Annotated in this window: 20 protein-coding genes and 4 pseudogenes; 3 read left to right on the forward strand and 21 right to left on the reverse strand. The window is 42.7% G+C overall.

The annotated features are described in order from the left end of the window. Positions 1 to 35 precede the first annotated feature (35 nt). On the reverse strand, positions 36 to 2084 hold the full coding sequence (locus AC3KZC_RS19665; protein ID WP_490579358.1) for a TonB-dependent receptor: 2049 nt from the start codon (positions 2082 to 2084) through the stop codon (positions 36 to 38). 157 nt (positions 2085 to 2241) lie between these two features. Between AC3KZC_RS19665 and AC3KZC_RS19670 the strand changes: the two genes are divergently transcribed. Then, positions 2242 to 3183: a LysR family transcriptional regulator gene (locus tag AC3KZC_RS19670; protein ID WP_490579359.1), complete on the forward strand. Its 942-nt coding sequence runs from the start codon at positions 2242 to 2244 to the stop codon at positions 3181 to 3183. Between the two features lie 160 nt (positions 3184 to 3343). Here the strand turns inward: AC3KZC_RS19670 and AC3KZC_RS19675 are convergent, their stop codons facing one another. The 9 genes and pseudogenes from AC3KZC_RS19675 to AC3KZC_RS19715 form a co-directional block, all read right to left on the reverse strand. Continuing rightward, positions 3344 to 3724, reverse strand: a complete 381-nt coding sequence (locus AC3KZC_RS19675; protein WP_490579360.1) for a VOC family protein — start codon at positions 3722 to 3724, stop codon at positions 3344 to 3346. 147 nt (positions 3725 to 3871) lie between these two features. Then, positions 3872 to 4124: pseudogene (locus AC3KZC_RS19680) on the reverse strand (transposase); the annotation flags it as partial. 218 nt (positions 4125 to 4342) lie between these two features. Continuing rightward, positions 4343 to 4624 carry a type II toxin-antitoxin system Phd/YefM family antitoxin gene (locus AC3KZC_RS19685; protein ID WP_053315988.1) on the reverse strand — a complete coding sequence of 94 codons (282 nt, stop codon included), beginning with the start codon at positions 4622 to 4624 and terminating at the stop codon, positions 4343 to 4345. Between the two features lie 276 nt (positions 4625 to 4900). After that, positions 4901 to 5761: an alpha/beta hydrolase gene (locus tag AC3KZC_RS19690; RefSeq protein WP_490579361.1), complete on the reverse strand. Its 861-nt coding sequence runs from the start codon at positions 5759 to 5761 to the stop codon at positions 4901 to 4903. A 295-nt stretch (positions 5762 to 6056) separates the two neighbouring features. Then, positions 6057 to 6469: pseudogene (locus tag AC3KZC_RS19695) on the reverse strand (hypothetical protein). A 345-nt stretch (positions 6470 to 6814) separates the two neighbouring features. Beyond that, complete coding sequence (locus AC3KZC_RS19700; RefSeq protein WP_490579362.1) at positions 6815 to 7084, reverse strand: Txe/YoeB family addiction module toxin; 270 nt, start codon at positions 7082 to 7084, stop codon at positions 6815 to 6817. Beyond that, on the reverse strand, positions 7077 to 7331 hold the full coding sequence (locus AC3KZC_RS19705) for a type II toxin-antitoxin system Phd/YefM family antitoxin (RefSeq protein WP_490313741.1): 255 nt from the start codon (positions 7329 to 7331) through the stop codon (positions 7077 to 7079). Before AC3KZC_RS19705 ends, AC3KZC_RS19700 begins: the two co-directional genes overlap by 8 nt. A 752-nt stretch (positions 7332 to 8083) precedes the next feature. Beyond that, on the reverse strand, positions 8084 to 8275 hold the full coding sequence (locus tag AC3KZC_RS19710) for a hypothetical protein (protein WP_490579363.1): 192 nt from the start codon (positions 8273 to 8275) through the stop codon (positions 8084 to 8086). Between the two features lie 138 nt (positions 8276 to 8413). After that, positions 8414 to 8584, reverse strand: coding sequence for a hypothetical protein (locus AC3KZC_RS19715; RefSeq protein ID WP_490579364.1), 171 nt, complete (start codon positions 8582 to 8584; stop codon positions 8414 to 8416). A 528-nt stretch (positions 8585 to 9112) separates the two neighbouring features. On the opposite strand from AC3KZC_RS19715, the pseudogene AC3KZC_RS19720 reads away from it, so the two are divergent. Continuing rightward, positions 9113 to 10024 (forward strand): annotated as a pseudogene (locus tag AC3KZC_RS19720) (IS110 family RNA-guided transposase); the annotation flags it as partial. 400 nt (positions 10025 to 10424) lie between these two features. Here the strand turns inward: AC3KZC_RS19720 and AC3KZC_RS19725 are convergent. The 7 genes and pseudogenes from AC3KZC_RS19725 to AC3KZC_RS19755 form a co-directional block, all read right to left on the reverse strand. Continuing rightward, positions 10425 to 10667, reverse strand: coding sequence for a hypothetical protein (locus AC3KZC_RS19725; RefSeq protein ID WP_490579365.1), 243 nt, complete (start codon positions 10665 to 10667; stop codon positions 10425 to 10427). A gap of 106 nt (positions 10668 to 10773) precedes the next feature. Then, positions 10774 to 11187, reverse strand: coding sequence for a GNAT family N-acetyltransferase (locus tag AC3KZC_RS19730; RefSeq protein WP_490579366.1), 414 nt, complete (start codon positions 11185 to 11187; stop codon positions 10774 to 10776). 125 nt (positions 11188 to 11312) lie between these two features. After that, positions 11313 to 11618 (reverse strand): hypothetical protein, encoded by a 306-nt coding sequence (locus tag AC3KZC_RS19735; protein WP_490579367.1) that lies wholly within the window; start codon positions 11616 to 11618, stop codon positions 11313 to 11315. A gap of 120 nt (positions 11619 to 11738) precedes the next feature. After that, a complete protein-coding gene (locus tag AC3KZC_RS19740) occupies positions 11739 to 12206 on the reverse strand; it encodes a nuclear transport factor 2 family protein (RefSeq protein WP_490579368.1) in 468 nt (155 codons plus the stop codon). A gap of 472 nt (positions 12207 to 12678) precedes the next feature. Further along, positions 12679 to 13989, reverse strand: a complete 1311-nt coding sequence (locus AC3KZC_RS19745; RefSeq protein WP_490579369.1) for a sensor histidine kinase — start codon at positions 13987 to 13989, stop codon at positions 12679 to 12681. 11 nt (positions 13990 to 14000) lie between these two features. Beyond that, positions 14001 to 15020 (reverse strand): sigma-54 interaction domain-containing protein, encoded by a 1020-nt coding sequence (locus AC3KZC_RS19750; RefSeq protein ID WP_490579404.1) that lies wholly within the window; start codon positions 15018 to 15020, stop codon positions 14001 to 14003. A gap of 3 nt (positions 15021 to 15023) precedes the next feature. Next, a pseudogene (locus AC3KZC_RS19755) lies at positions 15024 to 15293 on the reverse strand (response regulator); the annotation flags it as partial. Between the two features lie 1139 nt (positions 15294 to 16432). On the opposite strand from AC3KZC_RS19755, the gene AC3KZC_RS19760 reads away from it, so the two are divergent. Continuing rightward, complete coding sequence (locus tag AC3KZC_RS19760; protein ID WP_490579370.1) at positions 16433 to 20644, forward strand: DEAD/DEAH box helicase; 4212 nt, start codon at positions 16433 to 16435, stop codon at positions 20642 to 20644. Positions 20645 to 20758: 114 nt separating this feature from the next. On the opposite strand, the gene AC3KZC_RS19765 is transcribed toward AC3KZC_RS19760, so the two are convergent. From AC3KZC_RS19765 to AC3KZC_RS19780, 4 genes are read right to left on the reverse strand one after another with little or no spacing between them, the layout of a single operon-like run. Beyond that, the gene (locus AC3KZC_RS19765; RefSeq protein ID WP_490579371.1) at positions 20759 to 22114 is read right to left on the reverse strand and encodes a DUF3526 domain-containing protein; all 1356 of its coding nucleotides are present in this window, start codon (positions 22112 to 22114) and stop codon (positions 20759 to 20761) included. Continuing rightward, the gene (locus AC3KZC_RS19770; RefSeq protein ID WP_490579372.1) at positions 22107 to 23549 is read right to left on the reverse strand and encodes an ABC transporter permease; all 1443 of its coding nucleotides are present in this window, start codon (positions 23547 to 23549) and stop codon (positions 22107 to 22109) included. The genes AC3KZC_RS19765 and AC3KZC_RS19770 overlap by 8 nt, the downstream gene beginning before the upstream one ends. Before the next feature lie 12 nt (positions 23550 to 23561). Continuing rightward, positions 23562 to 25562, reverse strand: a complete 2001-nt coding sequence (locus tag AC3KZC_RS19775; RefSeq protein WP_490579373.1) for a TonB-dependent receptor — start codon at positions 25560 to 25562, stop codon at positions 23562 to 23564. Positions 25563 to 25582: 20 nt separating this feature from the next. Then, a complete protein-coding gene (locus AC3KZC_RS19780) occupies positions 25583 to 26332 on the reverse strand; it encodes an ABC transporter ATP-binding protein (RefSeq protein WP_490579374.1) in 750 nt (249 codons plus the stop codon). Positions 26333 to 26401 lie beyond the last annotated feature (69 nt).

A 26401-nucleotide genomic window follows, 5' to 3' on the forward strand; every position in this document is an offset into this window, starting at 1 on the left:
AGTACTTAGCTGCGGCTTTTTATGTTGCTCATCAGTTAGAATTGATATCTCACGGACGCTTTGATATTGCGACCCACTTCATTGTCGTTATATTCCGCATTACCCCAATACATGCCAAAACTCTTATGATTTTGATAGGCTTTATCAAACAGATTATTAATGGCGAGGTTTACCCTAAGCCCAGCAACAGCTTTGGGTTCGAACGATAGCCAAATATTAGCCACGCCATACCCCACTTTTTCAATTGGGTCTGAGACTAACGTGCCTTGACGATTAATATACGTATCTTTCAGTGATGCGTTATCAACCAAGGTATTGTACCAACCCGTGGTCCATTCATCGGTTGCTTGATACGTTAAGCCGACATTGAGTTGGTGGCTACCTGAGTACAAATCATCGGTTTTATAGTCGCTATAATCACGTTCGGCGTCGTTATAATTGTAATTAATATAACCACTTAATTGATGGTGGCTAAAACGAAAACCCGCTTCAACACCATTATTTTCTAAGTTAAAACGCCCGCGCCCTAAAGAGGTATTTTTTGTAGGATGGAAACTATCATCAATGGTAAATTGATAGGCATTGGCAAATAGGGCTGCGCTTTGTAAACCCAATCCAATACTTAAATCGTATTTAAGATTAAACTCAAGGTGTTGGCCACTTTCAGCTGCAACCTTGTCAGCTTGGGTTATTTGGTTATTGATCATTAATACTTCAGGTAAACCGGGGCCTTTAAATATCTTACCGTAACCAAGTTTTAAATTAAGATCGCTATTTGCTTGCCATGATGCAGTAAACTTCGGCGAAAACTCGTTAAATGACAAATCATACGCACCACCTAACTGATAACTATCATAACGAATGCCAGGAATAAAGGTCACATCACCTAAGCTAAACTCAGTTTGCACATAAGCGCCGATTAAGCGGGCAGTTGGGCCGTTATTAACCGACATAGCTCGGGTCGTAACATCGCCATTGCCTGTAGTCGTTTTTTGCAGCCCTTGCGCTTCAATACGCTGCTCAGATTTAAACGATTCAAGTCCATAGGTCCACACTAGACCATTAATATGTGACGTATTGCGGATATCTAAACCAGTCGTCTGATAAAAATAATCCCGCTCAGGGTAAAGCGCGATGCCATCAATTTGCCACTGCCCCTTAGCATCTCTTACCCAATTTAAATCTTTGATTTGCTCTCGATTCATCGATTTTTCATTAAAATACGCATTCACATATAAATCGATAAGGGGATCAGCACTGTTATTGAGATAGACCATGCTGTAAGTGTCGCGGATATAACCGTTATAAAGCTCTTCTTTTTCTATTTCGCTCATTCCTGGTTTTTCACCCGAAAAAGCGCGATTACCACCATCTTCAACGGATTGTAAATTCAGCGTTAACTTTTGCGACGTATCGAAATCATATACTGCTTTGACTAAGCCACTTTTAAGTTCACTGTGTTTGTTTACGATTGGATCTGCATTTGGGGTGTCAATATCACCATTTTCGTTTGCAGTTATCATTGCCAGTAAGCTCAATTGCTGATTAATACGGCCATAGGCATTGAGGTTAACTTGTCTGAATTCGGTCGCTGAATCCATGCTAATAGTGCCATTGGCGCCAAAGCTGTCATCTGCAGCTAATAAGTCGCTCGGATCTTTAGTTTGATACTTAATTGCCCCAGTATTTGCGCCGTAACCACTGAGTACCGAGGTCGCCCCTAACTCAACCGACACAGCTTTAAACATGCTTGTATCCATTACTTGATTGCCCGAGTGGTGAAACAACTGGCCATCTTGGCGTACGCCATCAATGGTGATATTAGCCGAGTGCTCTTCAACACCGCGTAAATAGGTTTTTTGTCCATAACGGCTAGTATTACTAACAGAAACACCGGCCACCGCATTGAGCGCACCTTTTAAATCATTCACCTGTTTTATTTCAAGTTCTTTGCCATCAACTTCAATTGCCGTTAACGCTTTGTCGGTTTTCACTTTAGTCAATTCAAGCTGCGTAACCTCGCTTGCAACTGCGTTCTGGGCCGCCAATAAAGCCAACGCAATGGCCGAGTACTTAACATTCATTTCGCTATCCCTTTAAAATTAACAAGACTTCATAAATGATATTGATTATCATTCACGAAACTAGAGTGCGCGTATGGTATAGAGTTTGTTTCGCTGCGAATAGACACGTATTACTTACAATACTTTTAAGCTGTACTTAACAATCAAAAGGGCGTTCATGGACGGGCAATTTTTAGCACGGTTAAAACTGAATGGGATTTTTTGTCAGGTCGTCGATTGCGGCTCAATGGGCAAAGCAGCAAAATCGCTAGGCATGACGACATCTGCCATCAGCCAACACCTCTCTCGGCTCGAAATGGAACTGGGTATTACCTTACTCAACCGCACCACACGCAAGCTCGACCTTTCTGAAGCAGGCGAGCGTTATTATGCTAAAGGTAAAAAAGCACTCGAAGCCGCAAAAGCAGCCGAAAACGCGGTGCATGAAGTCAAACATTCATTAACTGGAAAATTACGCATTGCGCTGCCTGTAGGCTTATCAACTCAACCTATTGCCCAAGCGTTATCAACTCTAATTATTGAGAACCCCGAGCTTAAAATTTGTATTTATGCCAATGACGCCTTAATCGATCCAATCTCTCAAGGTATTGATATTGTAATTGATGTCGGCACACCGCGAGATTCACAACTGTATTTTTACCCGCTTGGGCACAGCACTAAACACATTTATGCCAGCCCAAGCTACCTTGCACGGCGCGGTTATCCCACCACGCCACAAGCATTAACGGATCATACCTGGTTAGCACTAGGATTTAATGGTGTACTGAGTGATTTGTGCTTAACAACGCAGCACCAACAAAGCGTAACCTTCACAATCGCCCCCCAAATAGAGTTTAACGATTTAAACTCGCTCATTAGCCATGTCAGCCAAGGGCTAGGTATTGCGATTCTACCTGAGTTAGAAATTCAAGCGCATCTTGCTCGTGGCGAATTAGTCAAGCTTTTGCCTAACTGGCACATGCCCTCGCACCCAATTTATGCCCTCACCCCAAGTAATAACACACCCTACAAAGTCAAAAAAGTACTTAAAATATTAAAGGCTTACTTTTCAAAGCATGGCGCTAGTGTAAACCATTCCAACTCACTCACCGCTCAATAACACAGTGTTATTACACAGTGTTATTACACAGTGTTATTACACAGTGTTATTACACAGTGTTATTACACAGCCAATAAATATCACCGCAGCGAAATTCAACGCCATAAAAAGCAAAAAACCTCATGCAATGATGAGGTGAGTGATTAAAAAACAATCAAACTTATCCCAATAAATGGGTTGCACATAGCTTATTACCAAAAGGATCGCGTAAATAACCCAAATACAAACTCCTTTGGGCAACAGTGCGCACACCTGGCGGTTCTTCACACACCATGCCACCATGAGCAATACCTGCTGCATGCCATGCTTCAACTAATTCAGGGCTAGCCACCCTAAAACCAATGGTCATTCCATTACCATGTGTCGCTGGCTCACCATTAATTGGCTTTGTGATCCCCAAAATACCTTCTTTACTCATATAAATACAACGCCCTTTCCCATCAATCACCCCTTCTGGGTAACCCAAAACCGCCATAATCGCATCGTAAAAAACCTTTGATTTTTCAATATCATTTGAACCAATCATAATGTGGCTAAACATATTTATTCCCTTTATTTCATTATGTTGTACATACTCTGCAACATCTAATTATGGCTGTCTAGGGCGTGATAAAAAACAAGCAAAATAAAAATTTTTTAACCATCCTGATACTCACCTTTCAAGCACGCTTCGATGTTCAATTTACTAGTGCATTTTAGTCACAAAGGCGCCTATCGACCTGTAATGCGATTGCACATCACCCGCTATTTATTGCCAGGGAGTCTCATCAATAAAGTATTATGCTCACAGGCTTTAACATCACCGAAGGCGAACACGCCGATTTTATTATTGTTATACCACGTATCAAAGCCCGATAAATCGAGCTTATTTTCGACAATATAACAAAGCGCATGATCGAAAATGTACCTAGCAATATTTGCTCAGCGAAATTGATTAAAATGAATTTATTTTAGCAGGATAAGTCAGGCTTGACTCCTCACCCAACGAAAGAGCTACATCAGTTTACCGAGGGTGAATAATAACGATTAGATCACAGTAATTCGGTGGGTTCAAGGTTAAAAATCAAGCAAAGAAAGAAGTGTAGTGTTAATTCCTAAAAAGAAATAAATTCCGCTGCATCGCCTAACTTCTGAAGCGCTAATGGAGACCAAACTACTTTCACTTCTTAATGCGCCCCAGTACTTGAGCACGAGCATCATCATTTGAAACACCATGGCCTGAAGCTAATTGAGCTTCAGCTGTGCGCATTTCTTCTAGTAACTCGATCTTCTCTTGCATTGCTTCATACTCTGCAACATCGAGAACAACAGCTACGCCTTTGCCACGCTGTGTGATGACCAATGGACGGCGAGTCTCATTGATTTGTTTGATGTAAGAAGCGACACCTGCACGAAATTCAGATAACGGCTGAATATCTTGATCGAAATGAATACGACTCATATTGAACTCCAAATGGTACAAAATAACGTACAAATAATGGTTCAATTAACCTTTTTGAGCAAGAAGTTGATTCTGTGCTATAACGAGTCTGTAGAAAAACTCCAACAGCAAAATTTAACTAAAAAACGAGCGTCTGTAACCAATCCCAAGCGCATTTAAGGCATTAGCTAATGCATTTGGAACCCAGAAAACAACCTGTTTTTCTTAAAAAAGAGTAATTCTACAGCTTCAACGCTTTTAGCAGCGGTGCCGTTTGGCATCCGCTGACTAAACTTGTTAGCTGCCTTTGTTTTGCCTTGGAATAGCTTTTTGAAGACCATCCGTTAATAGCACTGCAAAAGCACTGTGATGAGTCAATCCTGACAATACTTTGGAGCGCACAACTAACCCTTGATAATCTCTTGATTTCAATTGACTCTCAAATGCCAGCATTTCTTTGACCATACTCCCCTCTTGACTACCTATATACATGAAAACATTCGCTTTCATGCTCTTATTACTTTTTGCATAGTCACTTTCAAGCCTAAACATCGCTTTGTTGTCGTACCAGAACGAAGGACTACCTAAGATGTAGTAATCAAATAGTTCGGGATTAGTGATCAAGATGTTGGCGCCTAGCAATCCGCCATATGAATGACCAACAAATACTTTTTTATCCTGCCTGATTCGATACTTTTGACTAATAAGAGGTAAAACCTCGTCTGAAATGAAACTAATGTACTGACTGGCTTTGCCTGAATACTTTTGAACTTCGAGCGAATGCCCCCTTTTTTCATTTGGAGCAAATGTTGGTGTGTAGTCTCTGGTGCGACTAAGCAAAGGATTATGCCCTTTGGAATATGAAACCCCTACAATAATAACATCCTCAATATCCCTGCCGGCCATCAGATGCACAATGCCACTGGCCACTGCAACTGAATAACCTGTGTCGTTTAATAAAACCAACGGGTATTTTTTGGTGTTTTCTGAGTAATCGTTAGGTAGGCGGATATACAGTTCGTACTCCAATCCGCTTACTTCAGATTTTATTTGCAGGGTATGCGTATTTCGAATTTTAAATTCAGTACTTTCCTCGGCACTTATTGATGTAGAGAAAAAAACAACAGTAAAAACTAACTTAATAAACTTAAATAACATCACTTTCCTTAAATGTGCGAACAAAATATTTAACACTCAAAACAAAAATGTTTGACACTCATAAATATCTCATTGATTTTAAATAATTTGTATTAAAAAACAATACAAAGTCTATTTCAAAGAGAGTAATGGTTTGAATAACGACTGCTTGAAAGACATATATATTGCGGTTTTATACCTGAAAAACCGCTAGTGAGTATTGAGTAAATATAAATTGATATGAAATATCAGATTTTCAGGCATGATAAAACTAGGCAGATGCCTCGTTTACTTAAATACAGATTAGAGATTGTGACTAACCGACTCCGCGATACCAACTTTGTTGATGTTGATGGGCGCATTGCCTAAGCGCACTCGGTTGACCTGCAAAGTTACTGTATTGTCGTCGGAAGTTTTGTACTGCCTCAAGCCAAACGGCGGTTTCTATTCCCAATTCGACCAGTATTTTAGGTTGAGTTTTGCTAATTGCACCGCGCTTTTTTGGGTCAATGTGCCGTCCACTCCAATCGGCGAGTTCTAGCCTGTTAGTATAAAAGAGGCCAATAACTTAAAATGATTCGACATCACCGCATAGGCCGCAATATCAATCGCAAAGACTTGAGATAACCGTTTAAATCGCTCAACTAACCACGCACGTCGGTGTTCAAAATTTTGACCTGAGTATTTATCAAAACCCGCTAGAAATGCCCTGCGAACACAGCGACTGATGCAGTGCTTTTGTTAAATGGGAATAGAAGGGGTGGAATCTAAGTCAATTAACGAACGTCTTGCTTGTGCCCCTTTTTTGTAAAAAGTAGCCACCAAAACAGGAAGTGATTAATTAAAATTAGACCCACTATTGTGCTTTTTCAACGAGATATTTGTGGGTGTCTTATTTTTTATTCTTGTTTTTCAAAGAGATATTTATGGGTGTCATGTATTTTTTTTAATTTATGAGCTAAATCGACACCAATTCTTAACTTATTCACAATCGAACTCCGGAAATAATTTCTACTTCAGTGGAGAAGTTGGGAGTCCAATTATCTTGTTAGATGCCCGACAGCTGGACCGAATTTAGTAGTGGTAACGACATGAAATTATTGTTATTGCTTGATCATCGACTGCGTAAACAAGTCTATTCGTGTCGTCAATGCGGCGAGACCAAAAGCCAGATAAGTTCTCTTTTAGCGGCTCAGGTTTACCAATACCCTCAAAAGGAGAACGCTTAACATCATTGATGAGTTTATTGATACGCTTGAGGGTTTTCTTATCTTGGGTTTGCCAATACAGATAGCCACTCCAAGCCTCATCAGTCCACGATAGTAAACGTTGGCTACTACTCATCGATTAACTCTCGTGCGGTTGTTTTACCTGCTCGGTACTGTGCTATTGAGCGGTTTAGGTGTTCAGCATTTTGAGGAGAGCGCAGCAAGTGCACTGTCTCCATAAGACTGTTGTAGTAGTCTAAAGACATAACCACAGCATCTTCAGAGTCACGACGTGTAATGACAGTTGTGTCTGCGTCATTAACTACACCATCTAAAACACCTTTAAGGCCATTTCTAGCTTCAGTAAAAGATACGATTCTCATAAGAACCTCCACATGTACATTTAATAGAACAAGTATAGTCTTCACTCATATACTTGTACAGTAAATTGAACATGCAATATTGATAAGGCAACTAGACATTATGACTCCCACACGGTGCTAGCCTCCGCATTTTCGTGGGTTAGCTTAAAGCCAGAGCCATAATTAGTTTGTCAAATAACAGACAGAAAGACATCAGCATCAGAAAGACATCACGAAAGACATGACACTCATAAATATCTCTCTGATTTTAAATAATTTATATTAAAGAAAGACATGACACGAAAGACATGACACTCATAAATATCTCTCTGATTTTAAATAATTTATATTAAAAAACAATACAAAATCTATTTCAAAGGGAGTAATGGATTGAATAACGACTGCTTGAATGACATATATATTGCGGTTTTATATCTGCAAAACCGCAGGTGAATATTGAGTGAATATAAATTAATATGAAATATCCGATTTTCAGGCCTAGTAAAACTAGGCCTATGCCATGTTTACTTAAATACAGATTAATGATTGTGACTAGCCGACTCCGCGATACCAACTTTGCTGATGTTGATGGGCACATTGCCTAAGGGCACTGGGTTGGCCAGCGAAGTTGCTGTATTGTCGTCGGAAATTTTGTACGGTTTCAAGCCACACAGCAGTTTCTATTCCCAATTCGACCAGTATTTTAGGTTGAGCTTTGCTGATTGCCCCGCGCTTTTTTGGGTCAATATGCCGCCCACTCCAATCAGCAAGTTCTAGCCTGTTAGTATAAAAGAGGCCAATAACTTAAAAGGAATGGTTTGATTGTTTTGGTTACTGCCAAACGCCATCAGTTGCTTTGGTTGCTGGGTAACTTGTTCAGTGTTTTCTGACGTGGACTGTTTTTTGTAATGAACTATGCGCTCTTGAATTGATGTAAAGTCGCTATTTTGTAGATTATTGGCCATTCTAGCTCTGATGGGGTTTAAATCGACGTACATCATGCAACTGAGCACGGCTTGCTCGTCCAGTAGCGCTTGCGATTGCTCTTAATTTAAAAGGAAGCGCCCCTCCCAAAAATTCATCTGGAATGAATTTTAATGCCGCTAGGCAGCCCGAAGGGTGAGCGCCATGGATGGCAGCGAATATAATCGGCCTGTGCAGTTATCTTCTTTATTGGCTTCTCTGGCAATGAACTCGTTAAGGTTACGCATATACCAACTGATGTCATATAAACGATTTCGCCAAACTTCTACCGTTTTATCAACGCTGTACATATAGGCTTCATCGAGCTTTTCACCTTGACGCCTGCTATCCCTAAGAAAGGGTCAACTAAAATTGTGCCGTGATACAACTGATACCAGCGCTCTATCACTTCCTCCTTTGACCAGTTTAATGCCCTACTTCTATCGACCCTAAGCACCAAATGGTAATATTTCAGGCTCCTGCCTTACACCTAACGACCAGCTTCGCTGTTGTAAAATGCTCCCGGCATTTTGCTGATTCGACATCACCGCATAGGCCGCAATATCAATGGCAAATACTTGAGATAGCCGTTTAAATCGCTCAACTAACCACGCACGTCGGTGTTCAAAATTTTGACCTGAGTATTTATCAAGACCCGCTAGAAATGCCCTGCGAACACAGCGACTGATGCAGTGCTTTTGTTAAATGGGAATAGAAGGGGTGGAATCTAAGTCAATTAACGAACGTCTTGCTTGTGCCATGAGAACCACCAAAACTCGAAATGATTAATTAAAATTAGACCCACTATTGTGGTTTTTCAACGAGATATTTATGGGTGTCATGTATTTTACGTAGTTGCCCCTTCGCTTATTCCTAAAAAGCCTGGGGAGCGTGTGAAAACTGACAAACGTGATGCCCTTAAGCTTGCTAAATTACTTAAATCTGAAGATTTAACACCTATTTATGTTCCAGAACCTGAAGATGAAGCCGTACGCGATTTATCTCGCGCACGCGAAGTAGCTATGAAGGATTTAAAAGATGCCAAATATCAATTAAAGGCGTTGCTGCTTCGTAATAATATTAATTACAAAGGCACTGCAAATTGGTCACAAAAACATTTACGTTGGCTCACTGAGCTTGTGTTGCCACATCCCGCGCAGCACATCGTTTTACAAGAGTTTTTACACACGATTAATGAACGAACAAGCCGACTTGAACGCCTAGACAATGAGCTAACACATCACGTCCATCAATGGCGCTATTACCCTGTAGTAAAAGCAATACAAGCTATGCGTGGTGTTCGTTTGTTGGTCGCCACTGGCGTTGTTGCTGAGCTTGGCGATTTATCGCGCTTCGACCATCCCCGTAAATTAATGAGTTATCTCGGTCTTGTACCTAGTGAATACTCGAGTGGTGGTAAACGCCATATTGGCGCCATCACAAAATGCGGAAACGGCCGAGCAAGGCGCCTTCTCGTTGAAGGTGCACACACTTACCGGTATGCGGCAAATATATCGACAGATATGCAAAAACGACAAGAAGGTTTACCAAAAAACATTATTGATATTGCGTGGAAAGCACAACTTAGGCTCTGCAAGCGCTATAAAAAAATGATAGCCAAAGGGAAACACTACAACCTGGTTGTCACCGCCATTGCCCGAGAAATGATTGCATACATATGGGCAATTGCAAAAGAAGTGGTGCTTACGCCAGTGAACGCAAAACTTAGATTGGCAAGAGTACCCGCATGATAAACGAATTAGAGTTAGTGCATGGGATCAAGCATCGGGTGTGGCACAACCACCGACGGCGTTAGGATGGCAATGCAGCTAACGCTGCATTGAACCACGAACATAGACTGAAGACAGGTGCTACGACGAAATAAGTAAGGTCTGCTCTGTTACTAGAAATAGTAATAACCAACGAATATCAGCAAGATAACCGACGACATTACTTGCTTCATCCTATGTATTAACTCGCTCTAATTCGAGCTGAAGTAATTATGGCTTAAAAAGTTAGGCAAGGATCAGTGTGCTTAACTTGACAGTGGGAGTCATACCAACGCCTAATTAACAGGCAAAAAATTGTTGGCTAAACTTAGCGACGAAGGAGCAAAAAGCCAACTGTTTTTTGTCCTTGTTTAATTTCTTGTTAGCTACCGCTGGACACTACAGTGTTTTCTAGTTTGGGAACTCCAACATAATATAAGAGCGCCAAAATATTAAAAAATGGTACGATACCTATTAGTAGTGCAGCTACTTTATTTCTATTTTTACTTTTTGCTAATATTAAACACAAGGCACCAACAGCTATTGCCTCTACAATAATAAAAAGTGGAACAATCACAGCCATTAAGGACAACTCACCACTTCTTAACATCTCCATAATATCCATATACTTCTCCAATTCCTTTAGGTAGCTAACGCTCTAGTAAGGGGCAAGGCGCAGAGCGCCGATGTCCCTTGCCGCGTATTTTGCGGCAACTTGCTTGACTAGCTTGTTAGTTGCCAAGATTAGGGCTGCGGCGCATGTAATCATTTTCATTATCCAACGGCTCAAAGCCGAATTTTTTATAGAGACTCTGTGCGTCCGCCGTGCGTAACAAAAAAGATACTGTTTGAAGCTCTGGGTGTGCAAATACTGCTTCAAGTAATGATTTAGAGTAACCATTGCCACGATGACTTTCTAAGACGAAAAGATCTAGAAGATATGCGAACTGCACCAAATCCGTTACCACCCTAGTAAATGCAACAAGCGCCCCGTCAACGTATAGTCCAAAGCAAATAGAGCCCTCGAGTGATTTCTTCACCTGTTCCTTAGTACGGCCTCGCCCCCAATACGAACGCTCACTGATGTAGCTATAGATAACTTCTATATCCAGAAGTTTTTTATCTGATGAAATCTTGATATCCATTTCTACTCACGTCCCATTGGCAACTAACGCCCGCATAAGGGGCTGATAATAGTTTGCTAAAATGTGCAGCGTAGCGGAACCGAGCAAACTGTTAGCAGTCCCGTGCTTAATGCGCTTGTTATATGCTACTGAAATAATTGCCAAAGTTGATAGATAGCAAAGATTGGTAAAGCCAGCCCCCAAATAAATAACCCAGCCATTACAGCTAAACCTATTAACTTATCCGATTTAGGTATTTCCTCTTCATGAGGTTTTATCTCAGTAGCACGTATAGATATAAAATCGGAATCTAAGCTCTCTGGTAATTTATAATTACCTTGATCCAAGGCTTTATCAATGGCCTTTTTTAATTCAACTAAGCCTTCATGATTTCCGATAATGCAATCTTGATACGATTCATTGTAAATTTCGAGCCAAGGCTTATTTTCCATCGCCGAATCTCCGTGGCATATAACGCCCAAATAATGGGCAAATATCAGTTGGTTAAAACAAGCGACGAAGGAGCAAAAACCAACTGTTATTTGTCCTTATTAATTTGCTTGTTATGTGAATTATTTACCGTACCTGCGAATTACAGATACTTTACCATTTTCTAATTCTAAAACATCGAGTACCACTTTACTGTAACTAAACTCAGAGCCATCAGAACGTAAACCTTTAGCAGAAAATGCATGTTTAAGTGCAATAGAATTATAACCGACAATATACTCAAGAATTTTAGCTTCATACTCTGTATGAACACCTAAATAACGTGACATACCTTCACGCATTAGTTTTTTACCATCAGGCTCTCTGGAATCATCTGGAGCATTCGGAAAATGCTGATTGCCCACATCTTCAGTCAATAATGACAGATAACTCTCTAAATCTTCTTTGGATGCTCCAGGCTTTTGAGTATTAGTCATTGCTTGATGATATTGATTAACGAATTGCTCATAATCAAATTTATCTTCTTTTGCAAACGCAATGGATGAAATTAAAGTGATTGAAATCGCTAGAATTGAAATATATTTGTTCATTGGTACTCCTTACCGTGAGATTCACATAACAATTTTATAGTGCGCGCTTCGCGCATCTTTCTGCCGATGACACGCTCATAATTCATTTTTAACAAATAACTTAACTCATTGCCAGCTATAAATTTTTTATCGGTACTAAAGATACTCAGACAAGAGAAAATGCGCTATTGGCTCATTTTCTTGAATATGGGAGCGCAACAGCCAAACTGTATATTTATACAGCTAATTTGTTAGTGATAAGATCAAAACGCGATCCCCATTAGCATACAGACTTTGTCGCGACGCAAAATACTTGCTACAACACAGGTGACTCCTCGTTCATTACTAAGCGGGTTATTTTGCCCGTTAACCAATGTAGGGGCTGATCAAAAAACATACCCACGATTAATTTAACAGCTTGTTTTGTTTTAAGTTTATCCAAAAAACACGATTTTTGTGTCTTTTTAATTCAGAAGCACGGATATCAAAATAGTCATTCAGATCGGTTGGCCGCGGCCAGTACCACGCTTGCAATCACACCTTTTGTTTCTTCGCGATTACTCACTTTTAGTTTGCCACCTTGTTGTTCAATCATGTTACGGCATAATGTTAACCCTATGCCTTTGCCTTGTGATTTAGTGGTATAAAAAGGCACAAATAGATTGTCTGGGTTAGCGATACCACAGCCGCTGTCGAGCACGGTTATTTCAACCCATTGCCCTTTTCGTAAAGCCGAAATGAAAATTTTGGCGTTATCTTTACTGGCTTCGATAGCATTTTTGAGCAGGTTAACTAACACTTGTTCTAACAATACTTTGTCAGCACTGACGAACTCGGCGTTTAGCTGACTGTCGATAGGATAGTCAAATAAGGTGATGACTTTTTCTAAGCAATCAGCCACGTTCACGGCTGTTAAATGCACATCGTAATCGGTGGCTAAGCTGGCATATCGATTTACAAACTTCATTAAACCATCACTGCGCTCGCCAATCACACTTAATGCATGTAACACATCGGGCTCTTGCGCGACGAGCATTTGTTCAAGCGATTGCGCTAATGACTTGATTGGCGCAAGTGAATTATTGATTTCATGGCTCAGCACTTTCGTCATTTTATGCCAAGCGGCTTGCTCTGTTTGGTACACCACTTGCTCAATGTTTGTCAGTACCACCAGCTGGAATTGCTGACCTTGCATGCTCAATTGGCTGTGGCGTAATTGCCACTTAGCAGCCAATTGCGGATCCATAAAGCGCCACTGGTTGGCTTGATTGGACTGCTCATGCCACTGTAAACCCAGTTGAGTTGCGTGACTCGATTTTAAATTTCGCCACGGCTTTTGACACCACGATGAAAACGCATCATTGCCATGTTGTAATCGTCCAGCTTGATCAAATAAAGCAATCGGAGTGGCCAGCTGCTCGATTAAACCCAAAACCAACACCGCTTGTTGGTCGTACAGATGTTTTCTGGCTTGTAAATCGCGGGCCAAAAACTTAACTTCATCACATAACGTATTCACTGCACCTTGGCTAAATTGTGAGTTAGCGCGCAAACTGTAATCTTCATGGCGAATAGCTTCGAGCATCGCCGATAAATTATAAAAAGGCTTCAAAATAGCCGTCTTACACAGCCAAGCCGCCACTGTTATCGGGATCACGATGGCGACTAAAACGGTCGTAATCACTAAGCCAGATGCATCAACTAAGTAAAAAATGCTGGCCAATAACGTCACCAGCAGCAAACAAGTGGTGAACATTAAACCATTCAGTAACTGCTCTAAAGACTTAGGCGCCCATGACCTCATCAGTGATGACCTTATTTGGTTTTAATATTGAATTTATCGAGGCGTCGATAAATCGCGCTTTTACTGATCCCAAGCAACAACGCCGCTTCTTCGACTTGATTTTGACTTTGCGCCATGGCCATTTTGAGCAATTTGAGTTCAGCCTGCTCCAATGTCATTAAGCTCAGCCCGACAGGCTCTTCTTCGGTGGCTGTTTGGTCGGTGCGAAGAGATAAATCAGCCTCGGTAATTTCATCGTGATCGCTCATCAACACGGCACGTGCCATCATATGACTAAGCTCTCGTACATTGCCAACAAAAGGGTAATCGTGCAAAGCTTGCACCGCACACGCACTTAAAGTCGGAGTCGTGAGCTGATATTTTTTACTGTGGAGCCTTAAGAAGTGCTCGGCTAATACGGCAATATCTTCTTTTCGTTCTCGTAATGGCGGGATCACGAGTTCGATGGTGTTTAAGCGAAAATATAAGTCTGTTCGAAACCCGCCCACGGCCATTAATTGCTCAAAGTCAGCATTTGAAGCGCTGATCACCCGACAATCGGCAATCAAGGTGCTGTTATCGCCGACCCGCTCATACTGTTGGGATTCTAATACTCGCAGTAGCTTGGCTTGTTGGCTGAGGCCTAATGTGCCAATTTCATCCAAAAACAATGTGCCTGCAGAGGCGGCAGCAAAACGGCCCTGCCGATCTTGTTTGGCGTCAGTAAATGCGCCTTTTTTATGACCAAATAACTCACTTTCAAACAAGTTTTCAGCAATAGCGGCCATATTAACAGCAACAAAAGCGCCACTGCGAAGCGATTGTTGATGAATATATTCGGCAATGCATGTTTTTCCGGTGCCATTTTCTCCGCGTAAAAACACCGTCGCATCGGTTTTGGCGATGCGATCTATTTGTCGCTTAAGTTGCTGCATGGCTGGGCTATGCCAAAGCAATTCATCGCTTGAAGGCGCTGTAAACTCATCAGTGGGCGCTGCTCCCCGAGCCGACTTATCCATATCAGCGAGCGCTAAGTGTTTTTTCACCATCATTAACACAGCGTGGTTATCCCAAGGTTTGGCAAAAAAGTCTTTCGCTCCAACTTGCATGGCTTCAACCGCTAGGTTGACACTCGACCAGGCGGTCATCGCAATAATCGGCGGCGCAGTGGTGCCTTGCATCCCTTTTAAAAAATTCAGCCCTTCGTCACCTGAAGTGGTGTCAAATTCATAGTTCATATCGAGTAAGACTAAATCGATTGTTTGGCTGTGTATTAGCTCTTTGGCTTGGCTTAAGTCACTGGCTTCGAGCACAGAAAACCCATGGTTTTTGAATAAAGATCACGGGGTCAGGTCTTGCATTGTGCTACCCTAGACTTAAAAGAAGAATCAATGGGGTCGCGCCTTGCTTTTTGGCTAAATAATTTAATTTATCTTAAAGAAAAATCTGCCGAGCTTCGCTCGCCTTCGCAAGCAGGCTTGCACCTGCGCAAATATCAAAGCTCACGCCGATGCAAACAATTCCCCCTTAAATCAAACCTGAAAAAATAGATTTGGTGAATAATGCGCGACAGGAAGTTGAGCAAGCCATGCTAAGGCATGGATTGCCGCTTCATGGCGTTTATGGTTCACATCAAATGTATTTTTGAAGAGTCGTTTGCCTATTTTTTGAAAATCTGGGGCGCCGAGGGGTTCCAAGGGGAGACCGGCGATAGCCTCCCCTTGGCTGCCGTCGCCAGTGCGACAACAATGCTAATTTGATAAGCGGTTTTTCAATTTAAAAGCAGTTGTTGCTGTGAAAACGAGTAATGCTGTTAAATAGCTGTCGGGCTAAAGCCGCCTCAGGCTAATACCCAACCACAAAAGCCTGCCGAGCTGCGCTCGCCTTCGCAAGCAGGCTTGCACCTACGATAAAATCTCAAAACAAACACGGATATTAACAATCAAAAGCTCGGTGTGCGCAGCGCTCGGTGCCCTCTGTGGTGAAAGTCTTTTAACCACTGAGCTTTCTTTGGTGAAAAAGAAGGTTAACCACCGAGGTTAATAGAAACACAGAGGAAAGAAAAAGCTATTAATTAGTTGGCTTTACTCACTTAGCTTTGCTCGGTGAGCGAAGCATCGGTGTACTCTGTGGTGAAAAAGTACTCGGCGGTGAAAAATCACAATTTAATAAAGTAGCATCAGGCTAAAGCCCAACCTACAAAAAGCGGCCGAGCTTCGCTCGTCTTCGCAAGCAGGCTTGCACCGACCCCTTAACGCTACAATGTGCATTTGCTGTTTTTTAATTCAGGCACTCGGATATCACATTTATGATTTAAGATATAAAAACGCACCGAGTTGTTACCAAAGTATCTCTAAGGGTGAAACTCATGAAATTCGAATAAGTAATTCTGTGTGTTTTTGTATCACGACTCGCGTTATAGTAGCCGCACTGCACTTTTACTAACAAAAACACAGCATTTCTTATGATTATCAATGCCCAAACGTCGCAAAAAACAGCGGCGCTTTATCACGCTTATTTAGCCCTTAACCTGCCCGAGCAGTGGCTGCTCAAAATTCTTGCGGTTATTTATAAGCCGGTATCAAGTGGCAACATAAATCGGCTTTTGCGTTTGTATCAACAACATTTTTTGTTTGAGTGGCCTGAAGGGTTTATTAGCTTAAAACCTGAAATGAAAAAGCAATTGATCACACAAGGCTTTATCAGCTCAAGTCATAAAGGCATGCACATTTCACCTTATTTGGCAGCGCGACTGACCCGCGAGAGCTTGGCAGACAATCATTTTTTAACTATTTTAGACATCGCCGAACAGGTTGTGCCGGTGCTTAATATGTACGAATGGGAACGCACCGAAGAAGACGAGCTGCGTTTGGCTCGCGACTTTTATTATCTGGGTAATGTTAAACACCTTGAAGACACGCTGGCGTTTCATAAAAACCCGCAAACAGTCAATCATGTTCGTAATCAGGTATTAGTTGAGTGCTGTTTTATCGAGTTTGATTTAAACCACTTTGTGACCCTGCCCCCCGATACACAATACCAAGCATTTGCGAGCTGGTTTTACTTCATTCGCCAACACGGTGAACCGGTGCACTTTGCGCTGGATTTATTAAAAAATGTGCAGCAGTTACAGCCCGAATATGAACTTTTAGCGTTATTGTTGGCAGAGCAATACCTCTATGTGGGTCAATTAACACAAAGCGCGGCATTACTCGCGCCATTAAAAAGTAATTGTTATTACCTTGCACTACAAGCAAGCCTCACTTTAATGAACAACCAGCTTGAACAAGCGCAACAACTATTTAGCCAAGCACTGGCTGCAAAGCAAAAATACGGCAAACGAAAGCAACCACATTTATCAGGCCCGCTTGGTATCTTGCATACTTTAACGTTGCTCATCAGAGGAAATACGGTCGATGCAAGCATTTTTGAGCAAGCACGGGCGCACATTGAAGGGGAGTTACAAGAGAAAAAAATAGTCGATAACAGCCTTTATGTGGCTCAATTTCTCTTAGGCACTTTGCGCAGCCTAAGCCACGCTTGTCAGTATTTTTCTCATGCTCACACCTTAGACTTTTTAAACGAGCAACATCCTTTTTACTTTCATATGATCAATTGGCTTGATGCTTTATCACAGCATTGGATTAACCATCAAATAAGTGCACCAAGCCAAACATTGCTAATGCAAGCGATTGATTTTTTTGAGCAAGCCGAGCTATTTTTATTCGCGCGCCTTGCTCAACAATTACTGGCCAACCAGACCGCAGATAAGGGCGTTGAAATAAACGAGCCACTCCTACTTAATATCGCAACCATCATTGAGCCCAAGCACAGCTGGGACATTGCGCTTGAGCAGTTACTGGCACTGAACCCAGAAGCCATTGATAAACCTGAAGAAAAACCAACACGCCTCATTTGGGAAATGACACTCAGCCCTTATGAGCTGTCGTTTAGTGCACGTGAACAAAAACAAAGCGCCAGTGGCTGGAGTAAAGGGCGGGTCGTTTCTTTAAAGCGATTGCGCGAAAACCCACAGCAAATTAGTTATTTAACAGAACAAGACCGCGCCTTATGCCATGCTATTTCGGTGGCACAAGGGTGGTATTCGAATCAAAAAGAGTATTACCTAAGTGGCGCAAAAGCCTTGTTGGCTGCCAAAAATGCGCCCAATTTATATCTAGAAAATGCCTTGGCTGCGCCCATTTCGTTAAGCCAAAAAGAGCCTGAATTATTAGTCACCCAGCAAGGCAGCCATTACATTTTAAGCATTGCCAACGTACCGAGTATCGATGACAGCCAAAGCGCACAGCCTTTTTCAATTTACGAAAGTGCCGCTGGCCACTATGAATTTACCCTTTTTGAAGCCCAGCATTTAAAAATTGCCAAAATTATTGGCGAAGAAGGGTTGGCTATTCCTATTGCCGCCAAAGACAAAGTGCTGGCCAGTGTTAATGCCATTGCACCGCTACTTAATATTCATTCAGACTTGGCCGAACTCGATACCGGTTTAGCCACCGTTTTAGCTGATCCGCATTTATACATAAATGTGCAGCCTTTTCAGGATGGCCTTGAGTTTAATTGCTACACCATGCCTTTTGGTGAGCAAGGCCCCGCATTTAAACCCAGCATCGGCAGTGCAAAAATCACCACCGAAATTAATCAGGCTCGTATTGCCACCACCCGAGATTTACTGCAAGAGCAACAGCAGTTAGATGTGCTCGATACCCTCTGCCCTGCTTTTTTAAACATGCATGATAATCAGTTAGCCCTACCAGACTTACAAAGTGCTCTTGAAGCACTTGAGCAGCTAGAGCTCGCTTGCAGTGATCCTAACAGCCCGCTTGCCATTAAACTGCGCTGGCCAAAAGGTAAAAAATTTCATTTAACTAAACCGCTGCAAAGCCAACACATGCAATTGGCAATGACCAAAAAGAATCAGTGGTTTAACTTAAACGGATCATTACAAGTCAATGATGAAAAAGTCATTGAGTTAAAAGCGCTGTTGGCGCTTGTCGATAATCAACAAGGCCGATTTATTGCTTTAGATAATCAACAAATTCTTGCGCTATCTGATGAATTAAAACAACGCTTGGTGAGCTTAAATCAAGCCACTGACGAAGGGCAATTTCACCCCCTTGCAAGCTTGCAAGTGCAAGATGCCATTACCCCTATGCGCATGAAAACCCTTGATGCATGGGATGAACAAACCAAAAAAATGCACCAAGCCAACGCAATTACTCCCACTATTCCAAGCACTTTACAGGCGAGCTTGCGCGAATATCAGCTTGCAGGGTTTGATTGGGCAAGCCGCCTTGCTCATTGGGGGGCGGGCGCTTGTTTAGCCGACGACATGGGCTTAGGTAAAACATTACAAGCACTCGCCTTATTATTGGCTCGCGCAAAAGACGGCCCAAGTTTAGTCATAGCGCCGACATCTGTGTGCTTTAACTGGCAACAAGAAGCGAGAAAATTTGCCCCCACGCTTAATTTACATATATTTTCAGACACCGCCGCAGGCGAGGCGCGCCAAGCGCTCTTAAGCGGATTAGGGCCCTTTGACTGCATGATCATCAGCTATGGTTTATTACAAAGAGAAAGTGAATTATTACAAGAGTTTACTTGGCATACGATTGTTGCCGATGAAGCCCAAGCATTAAAAAACCCACTGGCAAAACGCACCCAAGCCGCGTGCGCACTCAAAGCCCCGTTTAAAATCATTACCACCGGAACGCCAATTGAAAATAACCTCACGGAACTGTGGAGCTTATTTCGCTTTATAAATCCTGGATTACTGGGTAATTTAAAACGCTTTAACCAGCGGTTTTCTGTACCGATTGATAACGCCAAACAAGATCCAACCGCCGCGCATAAAGCCCGCCAAGGCCTAAAAACCCTGATCAAACCCTTTATGCTCAGACGCATGAAACACCAAGTATTAACCGAGCTGCCACCGCGCACCGACATTAATCTCACTATAACGTTGAGTGAAGATGAACACGCTTTTTATGAGGCGCTCAGACAAACGGCCATTGCCAAATTAACCGATGCTAGCAGCCACAGCAATGCCGCAGAGCAGCGTATTCGCATGCTGGCGGAACTAACAAAACTACGCCAAGCATGTTGCCACCCTGCGCTCATTATGCCCAATAGCACATTGACTAGCTCAAAATTAGCCGCTTTAAATACCTTGCTTATTGAGCTGCAACAAAATAACCACAAGGCCCTGATTTTTAGCCAATTTGTTGGGCATTTAGCCTTAATAAAACAGCATTTAGATTCGCAAGGTATTGCTTATCAGTATCTTGATGGCAGCACCCCAACCAAAGAGCGCCAACAGCGCGTAAATGCCTTTCAACGCGGCGAAGGTGATGTATTTTTAATTAGTTTAAAAGCCGGTGGGTCGGGGCTTAATCTCACCGCAGCTGACTATGTTATTCACATGGATCCGTGGTGGAATCCTGCGGTGGAAGAACAAGCATCCGATCGCGCCCATCGCATGGGCCAACAACGCCCAGTAACTGTCTATCGGCTGATTGCCAAAGGCACCATCGAAGAGCAAATTGTCGCAATGCATCAGCATAAACGCGACTTAGCAGATACCTTGCTAGCCGGTAATGAAATGGCTACCAAATTATCGGTTGATGACATGTTAGGATTATTAAAAGACACTTTTTGATCAGGTGTCTGCGGGGCTGCCCTACTGACTTCATCTCAAAGCGCAGCACACGTTAGGCAATAAAAAAGCCAGTTACTAATCTAACTGGCTTCACAATTTCACTGTGCTAGCGTTTTAAACAAAGCGCTGCTGTTTAAAGCGTATCTGACTGATAACACCAAGAGCAAACATCATCACCAGTAGCAACCAGCCGCTTTGTGCTGGTTGATTGCTGTTTTCACTGACATAAGCAAACAAAGGGAAGCTATCGACATCGGCGGCAGTGACGGGCGTGTCGTTAAACAAATAAGGGTAAATAAACTCCCTGATCTGTTGATGATAGGCGCTCACCTGCGTTAAATAGTGCCAATAAGCTTGATTATCTGTCCCCGCTTGTTGGTTTAACTGGTTTTGAAAAAACAACGTAGGTGACAACAAGCTGAACTGAGTTAACCAACGCTGGCTTTGTTGTTGCTGCATCAAATGAGCGTGCCACTGCTCTTGCACCGATAAATCACTCAGTTGGTGCATGGCGTAATACCACTTCCAATGAAAGCGACCTTCATACTCGGTTTTATCAGCATACTCTGGATACTGCGAAGTAAATTCGGCCAATGCTGCTTGCTTATCTTGATCCCAACCATCATTTAAAATTAGCCGCTGTGAAGTGGCCGCTTTGAGTGGCGCAGCATTATCAAACTGACTATTGAGTGCCAGATGAATAAACCCAGGGATCAGCACAGCAAACAACAGCCAAGTCCCAATAAACGCCAAACTATTAAACAGTGACGACTGGTTAAAACTCATGATCACTGTGGCAATTAAAAACCACAGCAACGCATAGACACAACTGAGGGCATATAAAGTTAAAAACAGGCCATCTAAGGGTAAACTTAATAGCGCGGCACTGACTAAAAACAACACTGTGATCATCAAAACAATTAAAATGTAACGCCATAAAATCGCACGGAAAATCAGTTTTTTAGCCGTATGATTGGCAAAGGCGCTGAGCATACGCCAACGCCCAGATTGGCGCTCCTCACTGAGTAAATTCACACTGAGCACACCAATTAACACAGGTAACATATAAGCCAGTACAAACCCTAAATCGAAGCCTCCTGCACGATGTTTGGCTGGATTGATGGCCTCTTTATTGTGAATTTGCCCTTGCAGTGCCAGCGCATTAATTTTCATCGCCACTAAATTATTTTGGCTTTGACCATTAAATAGCGCCGCCCATGGCGACAACTGCCAAGCCGTTGGCGCGTAGGCATAATAAGCCAGCGATCCCATTTCAGGAATGGACTCTTTGCTTTTGATGTATTCGCGCTCTTTTTCAAACACGATGCTCGATTTAACCTGATCAATGCGCAACGATTTATAACTGTTGGCCCCTAAATAAATAGCCAATAAACCACTGATAATAAAAACCAGCAAACTGACTTTAGTTGCTGTGCCCTGAAATAATCGTTTTAATTCAAACTTAAGCATACACCACCGCCTTACGTTGTAATGAACCACGTGCCAGCACAAAAATGAGGATCAGCAGCGACAACAAAGGTGCAAAGATAGACAGCCATAAACCGTTTAACGACCAAGCTAAAGTAGGATTCGTGTATTCAAATGCAGAAAACTGCTGCCAAAAACTGGCCGAGACACGCTGATCGCGATCATTATGAAAATGCACTTCTTCGGTATGCAACTTGTTTAACTTTTGCGTGCGCTCATACCTGTGATGCTCAGCTTGGCGCTCAAAATCAAAAAAGTGCCGTTGGTCGCTGGCGCTCACTGCCATTGAAAAATCGCGAATGGCTAAATACGGATTCAACCAATAAAACCGCGACACAAACGCCTGCTGTGCGGCAAATTGTGCGAGTTGTTGATCCGCATGGCGCTGATAAATCTCAGCAGTGATCCGCTCTCCTTCTTGCATCACTAATCCCCGATAATTAACGGGTAAGTCTGCCACATCACTAACGCCATATTGCGCTAAAACCGTTTCTTTGAAGGTATTAAAATGTGGATCATCTGGGTTGTGGCTATTGCCCACTTTGCGCACATCTAACTTGACCGCAAGCGCTAAGTCATTGGCATTTTTATGAGGATAAAGATGCTCTGCAATATCGGCCACCGCCCGCGGGGTTAAAATCGTCAAGACAAACCAAATGGTGATCAGCACATTTAAGCTTTGTTTTGGTGCACTGGTTAAACACGAGCACACTAAAATCAATACCACCCAAAATAAACAGTACAAGGTATAACTCATAAACAATAAACCAATCCGTATCAGCACATCGCTGTTAAAGGTGGTCTCGCCCATGAGTGCCATCAATATCGTGGCAACAAACACCGGCACTAAAAACCCCATCGATAACAGCCAATACGCTAAGCCTTTGCCAATCAGAATATCTTTGAACTGCACACCTATCGATATTAACTGCTTGAGCGTGCCGGTTTGCCGCTCGCCACTAATGGAAGAAAACGCCATCACAATCAACAACAAAGGCCAAACTAACAGTAATAAATTTGCCACGCTCAATTCAGAAAACCGCAGCAACGTACTGCCGTGACTGTCGCTGGCAAAGTTAGCGCTATTTTGTTTGTGCGCTTCTAAAAACACACTGTGGCCAACCCAACTGTTGACGCCGACATCAAAGTAGCTCAACGCGCTGGGCGGTCGAAATGCAAAATGACCAAAATGCGCCACCCGATGCGGGTGACGATCAGGCTGGGCATTCCATTGCTCTTCGACCATGGCTTGTGAAGTATGCTGCAACTGCTGACTGTGTTGATATTGCTGCCAGCTGGTCCAAAGGGCCACTGCCAGCAACAGCTGCATGAGCGCAAACAACAGCCAGAGGCTATTATTTTTTAGCTTTAATCGCAGCTCATGCTGGCAGACATTAAAGCTCACTGAATTAATCATAAATAATCCCTTTTAAAAACGATAAGACAGACTCAAGTTGACCGCACGGCCACTGCTCGGTGAGTGAATGGTTTCGCTACCAACTAAGTAAACATATTCGTGGTAACTATCGAACACATTGTTAATGCGAAGGCCAGCATTGCCCCAGCCCAAGTCATAATCGAACGCTAAGTCAATAATGCTGTAATCACCGTAACGCTTAGTCTGCAGCACATTACTGACATAATAATCGCCTTGAAAATGACCAAATACTGAGACTTTTAGCAACTCTATCGGCTGATAAATCACACCTAAAGTCGCGGTATACTCAGGCACGCCACGCAACCAATTGCCTTTACTGGCCAATTGCGACTCACCTGGCTCAACCAATTTGGCTTCTTGACGTGTATACGCACCAAACCCAGACCATTGTTGATTAACATAGGCGCTAAAGCCGACATCCCAGCCATCACGTTTTGTACTGCCTAGGTTTTCAAAATCGCCAGAGCCATCGGTTTTTTGAGTCAGCTCATCTTTGGCCTCTTGTTGCCAAATAGATAAACGGGTATCGAGCCAATCAAGAGGCTGCCATTTAAGCCCTGCTTCGTAGCCATAATTTTTAGAAAAATCGTAATCGCTGTTGTTGTCGCCCAAATACGCATCGCTGCCTGTGGGGGCTTGAAAACTGACACCGTAGTTAGCAAACACATTGAGTGTCTCTTGCAGTTCGTACAACACATTGAATTTAGGTTGAACAGTGAGCCCCGGATCGTTAATCCGTTTTTGTTGCCCAGATAATTGATTGGTAAAGTCGCCAGCAAAGCCATCAACGCGCAAGCCACCACTGATCAGAAGTTTTTCACCGCGATATTGTGCTTGAGTAAACCCGCCGTAATTATTGTAATCAAAGTCCCAATAACGGCTTTGTTTTAATCTGTTTTGGCCTTCGCTAACAAAGCGCTCGTTGCTGTTGTCTTGCCCTTGATAGTCAAGGCCTGCGGTCAGTAACCAATCGGGGCTCAGCACATAACTTAAGGTGGCGATGACACCAAATTGCTGATCTTCTTCAAGACGCTCTTGCAAAGACGATCCTGCAGTGAAACGGACAAAACGATGACGGTCAAATTGCTGCCAATAACTTTTCACGCTCAGCGCTAATGCTTGGCTGACACTGTGATCAAGGTGCACACTGAGATGACGCGTTTGTTTATTACCTGAGTCATCGTTGGCATAACTGGCCGACTGGCGTGGGTTTCGTTTGGCTTCTTGCTCTGTTAAATAGCCCGGTGCATCAGCTTCATAATCAAAATAACGCGCAATCACGCCAATATCGGTGTCGGTATTAGGTTGATAAAACCATTTACCCGAAAAAGTATGCTTGTCTAAATCGCCATGTTCGCGATAACCATTGGTGGTGCGTGCACCGACAAAATAGTGCTGTGAGAAATTACCATCCACATCGCCAAAATAGCCTTGTGCCTCAACCGTATCAAAGCTACCTAATAGCATTTCGACTTCTTTTGCCTCATCACGGCGGCTATGCATATTGATATTGCCAGCCAAATTATGCAGGCCATAACGGGCATCATGGTTGCCTTTGACTACTTCAACCCAATCGAGTTCCATCGGAAACAACGCATCCATTTCACTCAAACCGACATGCAAATTACTCGGCACGCCATCAATGAGTAACTTGGTGTGGGGCATGGATCCTTCAGCATTAAAACCACGAATGGCTATATCGGTCGAAATAATGCCTTGGTTAAAGCGCGAAAAGTACACTCCGGGGATTTTTTTGAGTAAATCCATGGTGACATCCACATGCTCATTTTTAATTTGATCACGGCCTAAAATATCAACCGAGCCGACCAACTGGGCGTCAATTGCACTATTTTTAGCGGCTGTGACTTCAATCACATCACCAATAAATAAGGTCGAATCTTGGCTTTGTTGCTCATCTGCAAAAGCAATAGAACTGATTGAACAAGCACTTAAAATGGCTAAACGAAGAGGTTTGCGAGAAAACATAAACATACTACTAATACTTTCCAAAATTAGGCTAAATGAGGGGTGGCTGATAACGACTCTGTAGTGACAGTTGAGTGATCATTAATGTGTTGGTGATAATGGGTTTCGAGGCTTTCAAGGCTTAAATTTTGATTCACTAGCAGCGCTTTAAGTTGACCTTGTTTCATAATGCCAATCTGATCAGATAAACAATGGGCGCAATACAGATCATGAGTGACCATTAAAATAGCCGCGCCTCGTGATGCTAATGTTTCGATAATGCGGATGAATTCGAGTGTGGCACTTGGGTCAAGTCCTGAAGTAGGTTCATCAAGCAATAGCACTTTTGCACCGCGCACAATGGCAAAGGCAATGCCGACCTTTTGGCGCATGCCTTTTGAATAACTGCTTAATGGTTCAAGCCATGCGCTTTGCTGTAAACCCGTTTCAGTCAGGGCGTCGCGAATAGCTTGCTCTGTAACGACATCGCCACTGAGTTTGGCGAGATACGTCAAGTTTTCTAGTGCATTAAACTCTTCATATAAGTTGACTTGCTCTGGTAAATAAAACAATGCCTGTTTACTGCGTTCAGGCTCTTTTTGCACATTCATGCCATCAATAATAATTTCGCCGCTATCGGGCTCGATAAAATTGAGCAGCAAATTTAAGGTGGTGCTTTTACCTGCCCCATTGGCGCCAAGTAAGCACGTTACCTGACCGCTTGGCACCGTTAAACTGAGTGAATCAAGGGCTTTATGAGCACCAAAGGATTTACTCACGTTATTCATTTCAATCATAAAATACACCTTCATGTTATTTTTCAGACATAGCGTTGATATAACATATCATAACGAAATGTGATAACA

Source organism: Pseudoalteromonas sp. J2K-J031 (assembly GCF_058197095.2).

Coding starts and splice junctions, on each gene's coding strand:
- AC3KZC_RS19675 (WP_490579360.1), bottom strand. CDS start 3,724: ATGTTTAGCCACATTATGATTGGTTCAAATGATATTGAAAAATCAAAG.
- AC3KZC_RS19780 (WP_490579374.1), bottom strand. CDS start 26,332: ATGATTGAAATGAATAACGTGAGTAAATCCTTTGGTGCTCATAAAGCC.
- AC3KZC_RS19765 (WP_490579371.1), bottom strand. CDS start 22,114: ATGCTTAAGTTTGAATTAAAACGATTATTTCAGGGCACAGCAACTAAA.
- AC3KZC_RS19750 (WP_490579404.1), bottom strand. CDS start 15,020: ATGATGGTGAAAAAACACTTAGCGCTCGCTGATATGGATAAGTCGGCT.
- AC3KZC_RS19670 (WP_490579359.1), top strand. CDS start 2,242: ATGGACGGGCAATTTTTAGCACGGTTAAAACTGAATGGGATTTTTTGT.
- AC3KZC_RS19685 (WP_053315988.1), bottom strand. CDS start 4,624: ATGAGTCGTATTCATTTCGATCAAGATATTCAGCCGTTATCTGAATTT.
- AC3KZC_RS19700 (WP_490579362.1), bottom strand. CDS start 7,084: ATGAGTAGTAGCCAACGTTTACTATCGTGGACTGATGAGGCTTGGAGT.
- AC3KZC_RS19715 (WP_490579364.1), bottom strand. CDS start 8,584: ATGTACAGCGTTGATAAAACGGTAGAAGTTTGGCGAAATCGTTTATAT.
- AC3KZC_RS19690 (WP_490579361.1), bottom strand. CDS start 5,761: ATGTTATTTAAGTTTATTAAGTTAGTTTTTACTGTTGTTTTTTTCTCT.
- AC3KZC_RS19705 (WP_490313741.1), bottom strand. CDS start 7,331: ATGAGAATCGTATCTTTTACTGAAGCTAGAAATGGCCTTAAAGGTGTT.
- AC3KZC_RS19735 (WP_490579367.1), bottom strand. CDS start 11,618: ATGGAAAATAAGCCTTGGCTCGAAATTTACAATGAATCGTATCAAGAT.
- AC3KZC_RS19775 (WP_490579373.1), bottom strand. CDS start 25,562: ATGTTTATGTTTTCTCGCAAACCTCTTCGTTTAGCCATTTTAAGTGCT.
- AC3KZC_RS19665 (WP_490579358.1), bottom strand. CDS start 2,084: ATGAATGTTAAGTACTCGGCCATTGCGTTGGCTTTATTGGCGGCCCAG.
- AC3KZC_RS19745 (WP_490579369.1), bottom strand. CDS start 13,989: ATGAGGTCATGGGCGCCTAAGTCTTTAGAGCAGTTACTGAATGGTTTA.
- AC3KZC_RS19730 (WP_490579366.1), bottom strand. CDS start 11,187: ATGGATATCAAGATTTCATCAGATAAAAAACTTCTGGATATAGAAGTT.
- AC3KZC_RS19725 (WP_490579365.1), bottom strand. CDS start 10,667: ATGGATATTATGGAGATGTTAAGAAGTGGTGAGTTGTCCTTAATGGCT.
- AC3KZC_RS19710 (WP_490579363.1), bottom strand. CDS start 8,275: ATGGCCAATAATCTACAAAATAGCGACTTTACATCAATTCAAGAGCGC.
- AC3KZC_RS19740 (WP_490579368.1), bottom strand. CDS start 12,206: ATGAACAAATATATTTCAATTCTAGCGATTTCAATCACTTTAATTTCA.
- AC3KZC_RS19760 (WP_490579370.1), top strand. CDS start 16,433: ATGATTATCAATGCCCAAACGTCGCAAAAAACAGCGGCGCTTTATCAC.
- AC3KZC_RS19770 (WP_490579372.1), bottom strand. CDS start 23,549: ATGATTAATTCAGTGAGCTTTAATGTCTGCCAGCATGAGCTGCGATTA.